The following is a 14,918-nucleotide window of genomic DNA, read 5'->3' as shown; positions in this document are numbered from 1 at the left end:
CCTGGCGGTGTGACCGCGGTAGCGTCGCGGTCGCTCAGATCGCGGCTTCGTCCTGCTCGCCCGTACGGATCCGGATCACGCGCTCGATCTCGGTCACGAAGATCTTGCCGTCGCCGATCTTGCCCGTGTGCGCGGCCTTGACGATCGCGTCGAGCACGGTTTCCAGCTGGTTCTCGGCGACTACCACCTCGATCTTGATCTTGGGCAGGAAGTCCACCACGTATTCGGCGCCGCGGTAGAGCTCGGTATGGCCCTTCTGGCGGCCGAAGCCCTTGACTTCGGTCACCGTCAGACCGGTCACACCCACATCGGCCATCGCCTCCCGTACCTCGTCGAGCTTGAACGGTTTGATGATCGCGGTAATCTGCTTCATGGCTGGCCCCTGCGTGTTTGTCGTCAAAGATGACAGATTTTAGCGCGAATCCCATCTCCCCGATCAAAGACGGCGCGCGGGACCGCGCCGCGGTGCGTGCGGTGGCCCACTTGCGCGGCCCCGGAAACGACACCAGAGCGGCACCAAAGCGGCCCCCGGGCAGCACCCCGAGCAGGCTGCGCTCAGTCGGGAATGCGCGTCAGGTCGCGCACCCAGACCGCCGCCTCGGCATCGCTCGGGGCGCGCCAGTCGCCGCGCGGCGACAGCGATCCGCCCGAGCCGACCTTGGGCGCATTGGGGATACAGGAACGCTTGAACTGGCTCGTGCGGAAGAAGCGGTCGACAAAAATACCGAGGATGCGCTTGATTTCCCCGAGCTGGTACTCGTTACGCGCGACTTCCGGCCCGTTGGGCCAGCTGCCGCGCGCGCGGTCGCCCCACGCCGTGAGCGCCAGGAAGGCGACCTTGGACGGCGCAAAGCCGAAGCGCAGCGTGTAGTAGAGGTGGAAGTCCTGCAGCTCGTACGGACCGATGATGTTCTCGGTCTTCTGCTCGGGCGCCTTGTCCTGCGCGCCCGCGCCGCCCGGCACCAGTTCGGGGCTGATATCGGTATCGAGCACCGCCAGCAACACGTCCTTGCCGGCATCGACCACCTGACCGGTCTCGGCGACCCAGCGCACCAGATGGCTGATCAGGGTCTTGGGCACGCTGGCGTTGACGCTGTAGTGCGACATATGGTCCCCCACCCCGTAAGTGCACCAGCCCAGCGCGAGTTCGCTGAGATCGCCCGTGCCGATCACGATGCCACCGTGATAGTTGGCCAGGCGGAACAGGTGGTTGGTGCGCTCGCCGGCCTGCACGTTCTCGAAGGTCACGTCGTAGACTGCCTCGCCGCGCGCGTACGGATGGTCGAGATCCTTGAGCATGGCCAGGCAGCTCGGGCGGATATCGATCTCGCTGGCGGTGCAGCCTACCAGCGTCATCAGCTGGCGCGCCTGCTGCAGCGTGCGGTCGCTGGTGGCAAAGCCGGGCATGGTGTACGCGAGGATATTGGCGCGCGGCAGCCCGAGCCGGTCCATCGCCTTGGCGCAGACCAGCAGCGCATGCGTGGAATCGAGCCCGCCCGACACGCCGATCACGAGCTTCGACAGCTTGCTCGACGACATGCGCTGCACCAGCGCCTGTACCTGGATGTTGTAGACCTCCATGCAGCGCTCGTCGCGCTGGCGCGGGTCGGCCGGCACGTACGGGAAGCGCGCGACCTTGCGCACCAGCGGCAGCGCCTCGACGGTCGGCACCTCGACGCGGAACGACACCACCTCGAAGCGCTCCACCTCGCCGCGATGGCGCCGCACCGAATGGCCGAACGTGACCTGGTGCATGCGTTCGCGCGACAACCGTTCCACGTCGACATCGGCGAGCAGCAGGTGCGAGGTATCGGCAAAGCGCGCCGATTCGCCGAGCAGTTCGCCGTTTTCGTAGATCAGCGCCTGGCCGTCCCAGGCGAGATCGGTGGTCGATTCGCCCTTGCCGGCCGAGCTGTAGAGATAGGCCGCGAGGCAGCGCGCCGACTGCTGCGAGACCAGCTGATGGCGATAGCCGGACTTGCCCACCACGATATTCGAGGCCGACAGGTTGACCAGCACGGTGGCCCCGGCCAGCGCCGCGAACGACGACGGCGGCACCGGCACCCAGACGTCCTCGCAGATTTCCACATGGAAACGGAAGAACGGGATGTTCTCGACCTCGAACAGCAGGCCGGCGCCGAACGGCACCGTGGCGCCGAGCAGCGAGATGCGGGACACCGGCGCGTTATCGGCGGCGCTGAACTGGCGCGCCTCGTAGAACTCCCAATAGTTGGGCAGGTAGCTTTTGGGCACCACGCCGCGGATCACGCCACCGGACACCACCACCGCACAGTTGAACAGCTGGTGCTCGACCACCAGCGGCATGCCCACCACCAGCGCCGTGCTGAAGGTGGCCGAGGCCTCGACGATGCGCTGGAGCGCGAGTTCGCATTCGCGCAGCAGCGCGCGCTGGTGGAACAGGTCGTCGCAGGTATAGGCGGAGAGGCCCAGTTCGGGAAACGCGATCAGCGCGGCGCCGCTGGCGGCGGCCTCACGGGCAAGCGCAATGGTCTGTTCGGCGTTGAAGGCGGGGTCGGCCACGCGGCATTCGGGCACGCCGACCGCCACACGCGCGAAGCCATGGGAATACAGGTTGAAAAACGGATGCGTCATGTCTGCCTTTGTCTGCATGGGTGTGCGGGGTCCGGCTGGGGACGTGCATCCGTGCATTCTACGTCGCGGGCGCGGTGCCCTGCGCCGGCAGGCCGTTTCCGGTAGACTCGTCCGGCGCCGCCGTCGCGGCACCCCGTGAAAAGATGTCCGACTACCGCACCGAAATCGTCGAGGATCTGGCCGGCATCGCGCCCGACGCCTGGGACGCCCTGCTCGCGGCCCAGCCCGAACCCACTCCGTTCCTGCGCCACGCCTTTCTCCACGCGCTGCACGCAAGCGGCAGCGCCAGCGCGGAGAGCGGCTGGTCGCCCCGCTACCTGACGCTGTGGAGGCCCGCGGCCGACGGCACGGAGCGCCTGGCGGCGGCCATGCCGCTCTACGCCAAGGCGCACTCGTACGGCGAATATGTCTTCGACTGGGCGTGGGCCGACGCGTATCACCAGCATGGGCTGGAGTACTACCCGAAGTGGCTCTGCGCGGTGCCGTTCACGCCCGTGCGCGGCGCGCGGCTGCTGGCCGAGAGTGCCGAGGCGCGCGAACTGCTGCTGCGCATCGCGCTCGCGCTGGCCGAGGAATCGGGCATGTCGTCGCTGCATATCCTGTTTCCGTCGGCGGACGAAGCCACGCTGATGCAGCGCGCCGGCATGATGATGCGCCACGGCGTCCAGTTCCACTGGACCAATCCGGGGTATGCGCACTTCGAGGCGTTCCTTGCCACGCTGTCGCAGAAGAAACGCAAGAACATCCGCGCCGAGCGGCGGCGCGTGGCCGAGGCCGGCATCACGTTCCGCCAGCTGCGCGGGCGCGAGATCGACGATGCGGCGTGGCAGCTGTTCAACCGCTGCTACCGGCAGACCTACCGCGAGCATCATTCCACGCCGTACCTGAACCTCGATTTCTTCCGCCGCATCGGCGCGGCCATGCCCGAGCACCTGCTGCTGGTGGTGGCCGAGCGCGCGGGGCGGCCGATTGCCACCTCGCTGCTGGTCTATGACGCCGATCCGGCGGTCAGTACGCTGTACGGGCGCTACTGGGGCGCGCTCGAACATCATCCGTGCCTGCACTTCGAGACCGCCTACTACCAGCCGCTGGAGTTCTGCATTGCGGAGGGCATCCGCACCTTCGAGGGCGGTGCGCAGGGCGAGCACAAGATGGCGCGCGGCTTCCTGCCGGTGGCCACGCGCTCGGCGCACTGGCTGGCCCATGCGGCCTTTGCCGATGCGGTGGAGCGCTTCCTGGTGCGCGAGCGCCAGGGCATCGACGCGTACCTGGACGAGCTCGGCGAGCGCAACCCGTTTGCGCGGGCGGGCAGTTGAGGCCGCCGCCCGCGCCGGCATGAAAAAGCGGCGGTGCGCGCCGCTCCGGCCAGGGCACTGGCAACGGGAGCGGCACGCACCGCCGCTGGCACGTCATGGCACGCGAGGGGGCCATGAGGGGGGGCCATGAGGGGGGGCCATGAGGGGCGCCATGAGGGGTGCCCCGCATGGACGCCGATGCAAGGCGCTTACTTCTTGTAGTTGGCCACGCCGTCGGTGATTTCCTTGTGGGCTTCCTCGATGCCGGCCCAGCCGTCCACCTTGACCCACTTGCCGGCTTCCAGTGCCTTGTAGTGCTCAAAGAAGTGCTTGATCTGGTCGAGCGTGTTCTGCGGCACGTCCGACAGGCCCTTCATGAACGCGGTGGCCGGCGACAGCTTGTCGACCGGTACGGCCACCAGCTTGGCATCCACGCCCGATTCGTCGGTCATCTTGAGCATGCCGAGCGCGCGGCAGCGCACCACCGCGCCGGCCAGGATCGGGAACGGCGTCAGCACCAGCACGTCCACCGGGTCGCCGTCGCCCGACAGCGTCTGCGGGATAAAGCCGTAGTTGGCCGGATAGCGCATGCCGGTGCCGATAAAGCGGTCCACGAACAGCAGGCCGGTTTCCTTGTCGGCCTCGTACTTCACGGGATCGCTCTGGGCGGAGATCTCGATGATGACGTTGAAATCGTTCGGGATGTCCTTGCCCGGGGAGACGAGGTTGAAGCTCATGCGGGTTCTCCAGATGCCTGTGTTGTGAGATGGCCGGCATTATAGCGCCCCGGACCGGGGCCGGACGCCTCCGCCCCGCGGTTGCACCGGGCGGCACCTGCGCGATAATGCGGCATTCCGATTAAGCATTCGCTCAATTTATGAGCGGGAGACATTCATGCACGCCCAGCATTTCGTCGCCAATCGCCTGATCGCTCCCGATTCCGGCCTTCGCATCAAGGTGTTCGATCCTTCCAGCGGCGAGCCCTTTGCCGAGATCGCCCGCGGCAACGGCACCGATATCAGCGTCGCGGTCCACGCCGCGCGCCGCGCCTGCGAGGGCGACTGGGGCGCGCTGGCACCGGCCGAGCGCGCGCGCCTGCTCAATCGCGTGGCGCTCGCGTTGATCGCGCACGAGGACGAACTCGCCGCGCTGGAGGCGCGCGATACCGGCAAGCCGCTGCGCCAGGCGCGCGCCGATGCGCGCGCGGTGGCCCGCTACTTCGAGTTCTACGCCGGCGCCGCGGACAAGCTGCACGGCCAGACCATTCCGTACCAGCCCGGCTATACGGTGCTGACCGTGCGCGAGCCGCATGGCGTGACGGGCCACATCATCCCGTGGAACTATCCGCTGCAGATCTTCGGGCGCAGCGTGGGCGCGGCGCTGGCCGCCGGCAATGCCTGCGTGGTCAAGCCCGCCGAGGATGCCTGCCTGTCGCTGCTGCGCGTGGCCGAACTCGCCGCCGAGGCCGGCCTGCCCGAGGGCGCGCTCAATATCGTGACCGGCTATGGCCACGAGGCGGGCGCGGCGCTGGCGCGCCATCCCGGCATCGACCATATCTCGTTCACCGGCTCGCCGGAGACCGGCAAGCTCGTGGCGCAGCTCGCCGCCGAGAACCATGTGCCGGTCACGCTGGAGCTGGGCGGCAAGTCGCCGCAGATCGTATTCGCCGATGCGGACCTCGATGCGCTGCTGCCGGTTGTCGTCAACGGCATCGTGCAGAATGCCGGCCAGACCTGCTCGGCGGGCAGCCGCCTGCTGGTGGCGCGCCCCGTATACGAGGCCCTGCTCGACCAGCTGGCCGGCGTGTTCGAGTCGCTGCGCGTGGGTCCGTCGGAACTGGACCTCGAATGCGGGCCGCTGATCAGCCGCAAGCAGCAGCAGCGCGTCTGGGATTTCGTCTCCGATGCGCAGCATGCCGGCATCGGCGTGGTGGCGCAGGGACATATCGTGGGCGAGGCGCCCGAGAGCGGCTACTACCAGGTGCCGATGCTGTTCCGCGACGTGCCGCCGACCCATCGCCTGGCACAGGAGGAGGTGTTCGGCCCGCTGCTCGCGGCCATGCCGTTCGACAGCGAGGAAGAAGCGCTCGCGCTGGCCAACGGCACGCCCTATGGCCTGGTGGCCGGGGTCTGGACCCGCGACGGCGCGCGCCAGCTGCGCCTGGCGCGCAAGCTGCGCGCGGGCCAGGTCTTTATCAATAACTACGGGGCCGGCGGCGGCGTGGAGCTGCCCTTCGGCGGCACCGGCCAGTCGGGCCACGGGCGCGAAAAGGGCTTCGAGGCCCTGTACGGATTCACCACTCTCAAAACCATCGCCATTCAACATGGGTAACATCAATTTCCTGTCGGTCGCCTTTGCCATCTTCTTTTTCTGGATGGCGTGGCACGTGCGAAACAAGCGCGCCACCAATCCGTCCGGCATGCCGCGCCTGCAGGTGTTCAAGCGCAAGTGGGGCGAATCGGTCGGCGACCGTATCCACTGGTGCCTCTATGTCGCCCTGCCGTTCCTGCTTGCCATCATGATGATCGCCAACGCGCTGCGCGGACGCGGTCCGTTCTCGCACTGACGTGGCGCACTGACTGCGCACACTGACGTCCAACCGCTCCGCACGCGGCGCAGACCGCGGCGGGGCCCCACGAGGAGACAGACGATGAGACTGGCCAACAAGGTGGCCGTGGTCACGGGCGGCGGCTCGGGCTTCGGCGAGGGCATCGCGCAGACGTTTGCGCGCGAGGGCGCGCGCGTGATGGTGGCGGACCTCAACCTGGCGGCGGCCGAGCGCGTGGCGGCCGCCATTCGCGACGCCGGCGGCCAGGCGCGCGCGGTGCATGCCGACGTGGCGCGCGGCGACGATGTGGCGGCCATGCGCGATGCCACCCTGGACGCCTTCGGCGACGTGCATATCGTCGTCAACAACGCCGGCACCACCCATCGCAACAAGCCGATCCTTGAGATCACCGAGGACGAGTTCGACCGCGTCTACGCCGTCAACGTCAAGAGCATCTACTGGGCCGCGCACCACTTCATTCCGCATTTCCGCCAGCGCGGCGGCGGCGTGTTCGTCAATATCGCCTCCACCGCGGGCGTGCGGCCGCGCCCGGGACTGGTCTGGTACAACGGCAGCAAGGGCGCGGTCATCGTCGCCAGCAAGGCGATGGCGGCCGAGCTCGGCCCCGACAATATCCGCGTGAACTGCGTCAACCCGGTGATCGGCGCCACCGCGCTGCTGGAGCAGTTCATGGGCCTGCCCGATACGCCCGCGAACCGCGCCAAGTTCCTGGCCACCATTCCGATGGGGCGCATGTCGACGCCCGCGGACGTGGCCAATGCCTGTCTGTACCTGGCTTCCGACGAAGCCGCCTTTATTACCGGCACCTGCATCGAGGTCGATGGAGGGCGCTGCGTGTAATCCCGGCAAGCGAGCTGTCTGTTGGCGGTACCCACATAACGAGGAGACACCATGACCGCAACCACAGTGACCCCCGGCCTCAGCGCCGGCTTCGAGGACGCCACCTATCGCAAGGTGAGCTGGCGCCTCGTGCCCTTCCTGCTGCTCTGCTACGTGGTGGCCTACCTGGACCGCGTGAACGTCGGCTTTGCCAAGCTGCAGATGCTCAACGACCTCCAGTTCAGCGAGACCATCTACGGCCTGGGCGCCGGCATCTTCTTTATCGGCTACTTCCTGTTCGAGGTACCGAGCAACGTGATCCTGCACAAGGTGGGCGCCCGCATCTGGATCGCGCGCATCATGATCACATGGGGCCTGATCTCGGCGGCGATGATGTTCGTCACCACGCCGGGCATGTTCTACTTCCTGCGCTTCCTGCTGGGCGTGGCGGAAGCGGGCTTCTTCCCCGGCATCATCCTCTACCTGACCTACTGGTATCCGGCCGCCCGGCGCGGCCGCACCACCACGTTCTTCATGACCGCGATCGCGCTCTCGGGCGTGATCGGCGGGCCGCTGTCGGGCTGGGTCATGCAGGCCTTCGATGGCCACAACGGCTGGGCCGGCTGGCAGTGGATGTTCCTGCTCGAGGGCATCCCGTCGGTACTGGTGGGCCTGTGGGTGCTGGCCTATCTCGACGACCGCATCGCGCACGCGAAGTGGCTCACCGCCGAGGAGAAGGCGCTGCTGGAGCGCAATATCGCCTCGGAGGACGCGCACAAGGAAGACGCACCCGTGCGCCAGGTGCTGGCCAGCCCGCGCGTCTGGCTGATGAGCGCGATCTACTTCAGTTTCGTGATGGGTCTCTATGGCGTGAGCTTCTGGCTGCCGACCATCATCAAGCAGACCGGCGTGACCAGCGCCTTCCATATCGGGCTGCTGACCGCGGTGCCGTATGGCTGCGCGGTGATCGGCATGGTGCTGTTTGCCTATAGCGCGGACCGCCGCGGCGAGCGCCGCTGGCATATTGCGATTCCGGCGCTGCTCGGGGCGCTCGGGCTGGTGCTGTCGGTGCAATGGCATGGCAACACCGCGCTCGCGATGGTGGCGTTGACGCTCGCGACCCTCGGCATCCTGACCACGCTGCCGCTGTTCTGGAGCCTGCCGACGGCGTTCCTGGCCGGCACCGGCGCGGCCGCCGGCATTGCGCTGATCAACTCGCTGGGGAATCTGGCGGGATTTATCAGCCCCTATGCGGTGGGCTGGCTCAAGGACCTCACGCACAGCACCGACTCGGGCATGTACCTGCTGGCGGCGTGCATGGTGGTGGGGGCGGCGCTGGCGCTATCGGTGCCGGCGCGCATGGTGAACCAGCGCGCCGGGTAAGGACGGGCCGGGCTCCCGGGCGGGAGCGCCGGCGCGCATGACTACTCGCCGAGCATCTGCGCCACGGAGCCGGCCGTGCCGGCCGCACGCTCGCCGATCCACTGGTGCAGCGTCTGCAGCAGCTGGTCCTCGTTGAACGGCTTGCCGAGATACACGTTGACGCCGATTTCCATGGCGTAGTTGCGGTGTTTTTCCGCGGTGCGCGACGTGATCATGATGACCGGCATATGGGCGGTGCGGCTATCGGCGCGGATATTGCGCGTGAGGTCGAAGCCGTCCATGTTGGGCATCTCGATATCCACCAGCATCGCGTCCGGCATGACTTCCTGCAACTGACGCAGCGCATCCACGCCGTCGCGCGCCAGCACCACCTGGTAGCCCGCGCGCGACAGCAGCCGCTGGCTGGCCTTGCGCACGGTCAGCGAATCGTCCACCACCATCACGGTGGGGCGCGTGGCCAGGCCCGGCACCGGCGCGGCCTCGCCGCCGCCCTGCCCCATCTCCGCCACCGCGCCGAGCGCCTCGGGCGCGGGCAGCGGCATCGCCGGCACCTGCGCGCCGCGCTCGCGCACATAGCGCTGTGCCAGCACCACCGGGTTGTAGATCAGCACGATCTCGCCGTCGCCGAGCGTGGTCGCGCCGGCAATGCCTTCCAGGCGCGCCAGGTGCGGACCGATATGCTTGACCACCACTTCGCGGTTGCCGATCACGTCGTCGACGTGCACGGCCACGCGCTCGGCGCCCGAGCGCACCACCACCACCGGCGAATACTTGCGGCCCGAGGCAATCGCCGCGCTTTCCTCCAGCAGCGTGCCGAAGTAGTAGAACGGCACGTCGCCACCGGCCGCGCCATAGCGGCCCGCGTTGTACGCCTCCAGCAGCGGCTGCGAGCGCAGCTGGTGCACCTGGTCGATCATGCCGTTCGGCACCGCGTACAGGCGGTTGCCGACCGAGATCAGCAGCACCTGCGTGATCGCGGTGGTCAGCGGCAGATGCACCGTGAAGCGGGTGCCGCGGCCGGCTTCCGTCGACAGGTTGATACGACCGCCGAGCGCGACCGTTTCCGCGCGCACCACGTCCATGCCGACACCGCGGCCGGCCAGTTCCGACACCGCCTCGGCGGTGGAGAAGCCCGGCGCGAAGATCATTTCCGTGAGGCGCGCCTCGCTGGCATCGTCGTCGTGCGTCAGCAGCTCGCGTTCGATCGCGCGCGCACGGATGCGCGGCAGGTCGAGGCCGCCGCCGTCGTCGAAGAAATGCAGCACCACCTCGTTGCCTTCCTGCTGCACCTCGAGCGTGAGCGCACCGGTGGCGGATTTGCCGGCGGCCAGGCGCACGTCGGCCGGTTCGATGCCATGCACCACCGCATTGCGGATCAGGTGTTCGATCGGGCCGGCCATGCGGTCCAGCACCGAGCGGTCGATTTCCACGGTACCGCCCTTGATCAGCAGGCGGACTTCCTTGCCGGTCTCGCCGGCGGCCTGGCGCGCCACGCGGTAGAGGCGTTCGGCCAGCGCGTCGAACTGCACCATGCGCGCCTGCATCAGGCCGCGCTGCAAGCCGCGCGTCAGCCGGGCCTGGGCAGCGAGGTCGCCCGAGGCGCGATCGAAGCCGCGCTGCAGGTTCTGCTCGACCGTCGCCACGTCGTTGACGGATTCGGCCATCATGCGCGTGAGTTCCTGAAAGCGCGTGAAGCGGTCGAATTCGAGCGGGTCGAACTGCTGGTTCTGCTGCGCATCGGCGATGCGCGATGCCATCTGCGTTTCCGCCTGGATCTCGATCTCGCGCAACTGGCCGCGCAGACGCGCGACGTTGTCGTTGAGTTCGCCGAGGTACGAGCGTAACGCCTCGAGTTCGCTGTCGAGGCGCGCGCGCGTGGCGCCCACTTCGCCGGCGTCGTTGATGAGCGTGTCGAGCGCGCGTGCCTGCACGCGCACCATCGCGCGCTGGCGTTCGGCATCGGCCTGCGCCGGCGGCAGGGCAGCCGGCGTGGCCAGCGCGCCGGGCTGGGCCGGGGCGGTCAGGGCGTTGGACTGGGCCAGCGCCTGGGTGCCGGTGCCACGGTCGGCAGGCGTCGCGGCGGCGGTGTCGGCGCCCGTGGACGCGGCCGGCGCCTCGATCAGGCCGTTGACCACATCGGCATCGTCGGCCGCCAGCAGGCGGCCATTCTGCAGTGCCTCGACGTGCGCGAGGATGCGGTCGTACCACGCGTAGAGGCGACGGAACAGTTCGGGGTCGACGCGCTGCCCGCGCACGGTGGCTTCCACCAGCGCTTCCATTTCGTGCGCGGCCTGCCCCAGCGACATCGCGCCGGCCATGCGCGCGCTGCCCTTGAGCGTATGCAGGGCCCGCAGCATCAGGCCGCCGTGCTGGGTTTCCTCCGGGGCCGATTCCCATGTGCGCAGCAGCTTGCCGAGTTCAGGCAGGCTGCCGTGCGCCTCTTCGAGGAAGATCTCGACGAGTGCGGGGTCGAGCGACGCGGCATCGAGCGCGGGATCGTCCTGCGGGTCGGGCACGCGCACTTCGACCACGGCGTCGTGACGGCCGCCGGTGGGCAGCGTCAGCACCACGGCGTCATGCAGGGGCGTGACCGGCGTGAGGGGCGTGAGGGGCGTGAGCGGAGTGACGGAGGTCAAGCTGGGCGCAGCCACCGGCGGCAGCGCGGTCACGGGTGCGCGTCTGACCATGCCGTCGGCGCCGTCCAGCGCCACCGGCGGCAGGCCGTTGTCGGCAGCGGTCAGCGACGGGGCGCTCACCAGCGGCAGCACCGACGCTTGCGGCGGTGCTGCCGGCGACTGGCCGAACAGGCGCGCCACCGAGCTCTCGTGCTCGGTCGGTGTCTGCGGTGCCGGCACCGGCACGCGCGGGCGCACCAGTGCGCGTTCGCCGAACTCCGCCAGGCTGCGGCACAGCCCCGGTTCCGGATCCGGCCATACGCCCGCGGCAAACTGGTGCAGCATGCCGCGCAGCCGCTCCACGGCCTGCTCCAGCAGGCGGAAGTCGCCCGGATGCATCACCACCGGATGATTGCCGAGCAGCAGCAACAGCTGTTCGAGCGCTTCGGCGATCTCGCGCACGGGTTCGAGGCCGACCGTGGAGGCACTGCCCTGCAGGGTGTGCGCCACGCGCAGCGACAGGTCGCTCGGCGACGGGTAGCCGGACAGGCGCCATTCGGACAGGTCGGTCGCAAACTGGCGCAGCAGGTCGTCGGCTTCCTGCAGATAGACGTTGTAGAGCGCGAGCCCGATACGGATCGGCCCGATGACCTTGTAGTGATCGTCCTCGTTCGAGAGCGCGTCGGGCAGACGGAACGGCAGGACCTTGTGTTCGTCGGCGGCCGGCACGGACGCCGGTGCGGGCGCGGGTTCGCCCGGCGCCGGCACCGGTGGCGCCGCCAGCGTGCCGAGTTCCGCCGCGAGCAGCGCGTCGAGCGAAGGCGGCTCGCCCGCGGCGGAGCCCGCGCCGGCAGCGCCGGCGTTGGTGCTGGCGTTGGCGCCAGCCGGCTCGCGCAGGGCCTGCGCTTCCTCCACCAGCGCGGCGATATCGCGCAGCGCGGCCGGATCGCGTTGCAACGCCACGACCCAGTCGCCGAGCAAGGCATGCGCGTGGCCCAGCAGCGTCAGCAGCGCGGGTTCGGGCTCGCGGGCCTCGGCGATCCACAGGTTCATCACCTGCTCCACCGCCCATGCGGCTTCGCCGTATCGGTTCAGGCCGACCATGCGGCTCGACCCCTTGAGCGTGTGGAAGGCACGGCGGACCCGGCTCAGCACGTCGGCATCGCGGAACGGCTCCACGCCGCCCGACAGATCGCGCGCGAGATTGCCGAGCACTTCCTCGGCCTCCGCCAGGAAGATTTCGAGCAGCTCCGCATCGATGGCCGCCGCATCGGTCGGCATCGGCGCGGCCGCTGCCGGGGTGCCGGCGCCCACCGGACCCGCGGCGGCGGTGCTGGCGGGCATGGCTTCGGCCAGCGCCACCACCAGCCGCTCGGCGGCCGCGGCGCTGCCGGCCAGCCACGCGTGCAGCTGGGTGGTGGCCTCGGTGGCCTGGCGGCGCAGCGTGGCATCGTCGTCGATGGCGGCCTGATCGACCACCGCCTGCACCGCCTCGCGCAGCCGCTGGACCTCCGGCGAGTCGGGTTCGGCGGCCACGCGAATGGCGTTCACTGCTGCCGCGCGCGCGGCGGCCAGCACGTTCTGGGGCGCGCCTTCATGCGCCCCCCCTGCGCGCGCGGCGCGAGCGGATCGGCCAGCGCGTCCGCCAGCGGATCGGCATCGGGCCGGTTGCGGCCGAATTCGAGCGCATCGACAAACGCATGCACGGCGCCAAGATCCGCGGCGATGGCCGACAGCAGTTCGAGCCGGGCCTGCGATGCATTGGCCGCGCCGTCTTCCATGCCCGGCGCACCCGCGCCCGTGCCGGCCGGCAGCGCCGCAAGCGCGTCCAGGCGCGCCATCACGGCGGCCAGCGCCTGGGTGGCGGCGGCGCTTTCGGCCGCCATACCCTCGGGCATGGCGGCGCCGAGCTGCAGCCGCTCCAGCGTGCCGCGCAGGGCGCCAAATGCGTTCACCGCGTCGCCGAGCACGTTCGGAGCGCCCGCTCGCGCGGCATTGCGGTCATAGGTGTCGAGCCACGACTCGCCGCTGTCCAGCTGCGCGCGCAGTTGCGCCACGGCCTCGGCACGCAGCGCCTGTGCGTGCGCCACCGTGACCATCTCGGCGAGCCAGTCCGGCGCGGCGGCGGCGGGGTCGGCCAGGCAGGCCGCGAGCGCCTCGCAGCGCGCGGCAAACTCGGCCGCGGACGGATGCCCGGAATTGCCATGCACGCGCCACGGCATGGCGAGCGCGCGCGCGAGGAACAGCACGATACCCGCGGTGCCGGGCGCGCGGCCCGCGGCCGCATGCGCGTCACCGTGGGCGTCACCATTACCATCGCCACGCGCCGCACGATAGGCGGCAGCGGCCGACAGCAATTGCTGCAACGCGGGCTGGGCCAGCGGCAGCGCGGCTTCCGCCAGCGAGGCGAGCGCCAGTTCCCACTCGGCCTGGTCGGCCCCGGCGGCGCGCTCGAGCGCGGCCGCGGCCTGCTGCAGGTTGCGCGAATCGATCGGATCGAGCCAGCCGTAGTACCGCAGGCGGAAGTCGGCACGCGCCACCGCGTGGGCCGCGTCGATGCGGAACGCCTGCAGGCAGCGCGCGATATCGATGCGCAGCACCTCGAGCGAGGCCTGCATGGCAGGTGTGTGGGGGGGGTGGGCCGAGGTGGCGGCCGGCGCCGGATCGGGCGTGAGCCCGGTCGAGACCAGCAGGAACACGGCGTCGTTGAGCAGCGCCTGCGGCACGCGCACCTGGCCTTGCAGATACTGGCGCAGCAGCAGATGGGCGCGCGCGGCAAAGCGCTTGGCCAGCAGGTCAGACGGCAACAGGCCATGCGCGAGCGCGCGGAACACCAGCGCGAGCACATGCCAGATGCCGCGCTCGGGATGATCGGAGGAGCGGCGCGCGTCCTGCTCGTGATTGCGCACGTCGTCGAGCGCGGTCTGCAGCGGCAGATAGGCTTCGCGCAGCAGCGCGGCATCTACGCACGGCGTGGGCAGCCGCAGCGCGCGCAGCAGCGCGGCCTCGAAGCGCTGGCGCGCGCGCGTGACCGCGGTGGTCGAGCGCGTCGGCAGCACCATGCCCGGCAGCATCTGCAGTTCTTCCAGCCACAGGTCGGCCGGATGGATACGCTCTTCCTTCATCAGGGCGAGCGCATCCGCATACGGGCGGAACAGGCGCAGCGGATCCTCGGGATCGCCGGCCATCAGGTCGTCGACGTACTCGGCCAGCGCCTGCACGCCATGGCGGAACACCGCCAGCGCTTCCGGGCCGGCCGGCACGGTACCGGCATCGATCGCCTCCAGCAGGCGCCGCAGGCCCTGGCAGTACGCATCCACCCCGCGCAGGCCGACGATATGCACGGCCCCGGCGGCCTGGTGCAACTGCTGGCCTGCCAGCCGCAGCGACGTGGTGTCGCGCGCGCCCAGTGCCTCGGGCGTCTGCTGGATTTCGTCCACGTAGTGGCCCAGTTCGTTGGCGGCGTCGTCGAGCGCCGTACGCAGGCTCGGGGCCAGCCAGGCCAGCACCGAGAGATCGCGCTGCGCCACCACGGGCGCGCCGTCGGTGTCGTCCGACGCGTGGGTGGGGAGCGAACCGGCCAGGTCGGCCGGCTCACTCTGGACGGTGGAATTCAGGGACATG

General features: G+C 69.6%; 8 protein-coding genes and 1 pseudogene. 5 read left to right on the top strand and 4 right to left on the bottom strand.

The window, feature by feature from the left end; all coding sequences use genetic code 11:
• Nucleotides 1–34: 34 nt before the first annotated feature.
• Together glnK and DFLDMN_RS18375 are read right to left on the bottom strand one after the other, a co-directional pair.
• Nucleotides 35–373, bottom strand: a complete 339-nt coding sequence (gene glnK / locus DFLDMN_RS18380) for a P-II family nitrogen regulator (RefSeq protein ID WP_423196294.1) — start codon at nt 371–373, stop codon at nt 35–37.
• Nucleotides 374–555: 182 nt separating this feature from the next.
• Entirely contained in the window at nt 556–2,613 is a 2,058-nt protein-coding gene (locus DFLDMN_RS18375) for an NAD(+) synthase (protein ID WP_423196293.1), read from the bottom strand.
• A 143-nt stretch (nt 2,614–2,756) separates the two neighbouring features.
• On the opposite strand from DFLDMN_RS18375, the gene DFLDMN_RS18370 reads away from it, so the two are divergent.
• Nucleotides 2,757–3,929: a GNAT family N-acetyltransferase gene (locus DFLDMN_RS18370; RefSeq protein ID WP_423196292.1), complete on the top strand. Its 1,173-nt coding sequence runs from the start codon at nt 2,757–2,759 to the stop codon at nt 3,927–3,929.
• 188 nt (nt 3,930–4,117) lie between these two features.
• On the opposite strand, the gene ppa is transcribed toward DFLDMN_RS18370, so the two are convergent.
• Complete coding sequence (gene ppa / locus DFLDMN_RS18365; protein ID WP_423196291.1) at nt 4,118–4,645, bottom strand: inorganic diphosphatase; 528 nt, start codon at nt 4,643–4,645, stop codon at nt 4,118–4,120.
• A 157-nt stretch (nt 4,646–4,802) separates the two neighbouring features.
• On the opposite strand from ppa, the gene DFLDMN_RS18360 reads away from it, so the two are divergent.
• The 4 genes from DFLDMN_RS18360 (at nt 4,803) to DFLDMN_RS18345 (ending at nt 8,679) form a co-directional block, all read left to right on the top strand.
• Nucleotides 4,803–6,239: an aldehyde dehydrogenase family protein gene (locus tag DFLDMN_RS18360; protein WP_423196290.1), complete on the top strand. Its 1,437-nt coding sequence runs from the start codon at nt 4,803–4,805 to the stop codon at nt 6,237–6,239.
• Nucleotides 6,232–6,474 (top strand): hypothetical protein, encoded by a 243-nt coding sequence (locus DFLDMN_RS18355; protein WP_423196289.1) that lies wholly within the window; start codon nt 6,232–6,234, stop codon nt 6,472–6,474. The genes DFLDMN_RS18360 and DFLDMN_RS18355 overlap by 8 nt, the downstream gene beginning before the upstream one ends.
• An 84-nt stretch (nt 6,475–6,558) precedes the next feature.
• A complete protein-coding gene (locus tag DFLDMN_RS18350; protein ID WP_423196288.1) occupies nt 6,559–7,317 on the top strand; it encodes an SDR family oxidoreductase in 759 nt (252 codons plus the stop codon).
• A 51-nt stretch (nt 7,318–7,368) separates the two neighbouring features.
• Nucleotides 7,369–8,679: an MFS transporter gene (locus DFLDMN_RS18345; RefSeq protein WP_423196287.1), complete on the top strand. Its 1,311-nt coding sequence runs from the start codon at nt 7,369–7,371 to the stop codon at nt 8,677–8,679.
• Nucleotides 8,680–8,720: 41 nt separating this feature from the next.
• Here the strand turns inward: DFLDMN_RS18345 and DFLDMN_RS18340 are convergent.
• Nucleotides 8,721–14,917: pseudogene (locus tag DFLDMN_RS18340) on the bottom strand (Hpt domain-containing protein).
• Nucleotide 14,918 lies beyond the last annotated feature (1 nt).

It is taken from the genome of Cupriavidus sp. H19C3 (assembly GCF_049393815.1).
Classification (GTDB): domain Bacteria; phylum Pseudomonadota; class Gammaproteobacteria; order Burkholderiales; family Burkholderiaceae; genus Cupriavidus.
Note: the sequence above shows the minus strand (reverse complement) of the source record. Positions and strands in the feature narration are given on the sequence as shown.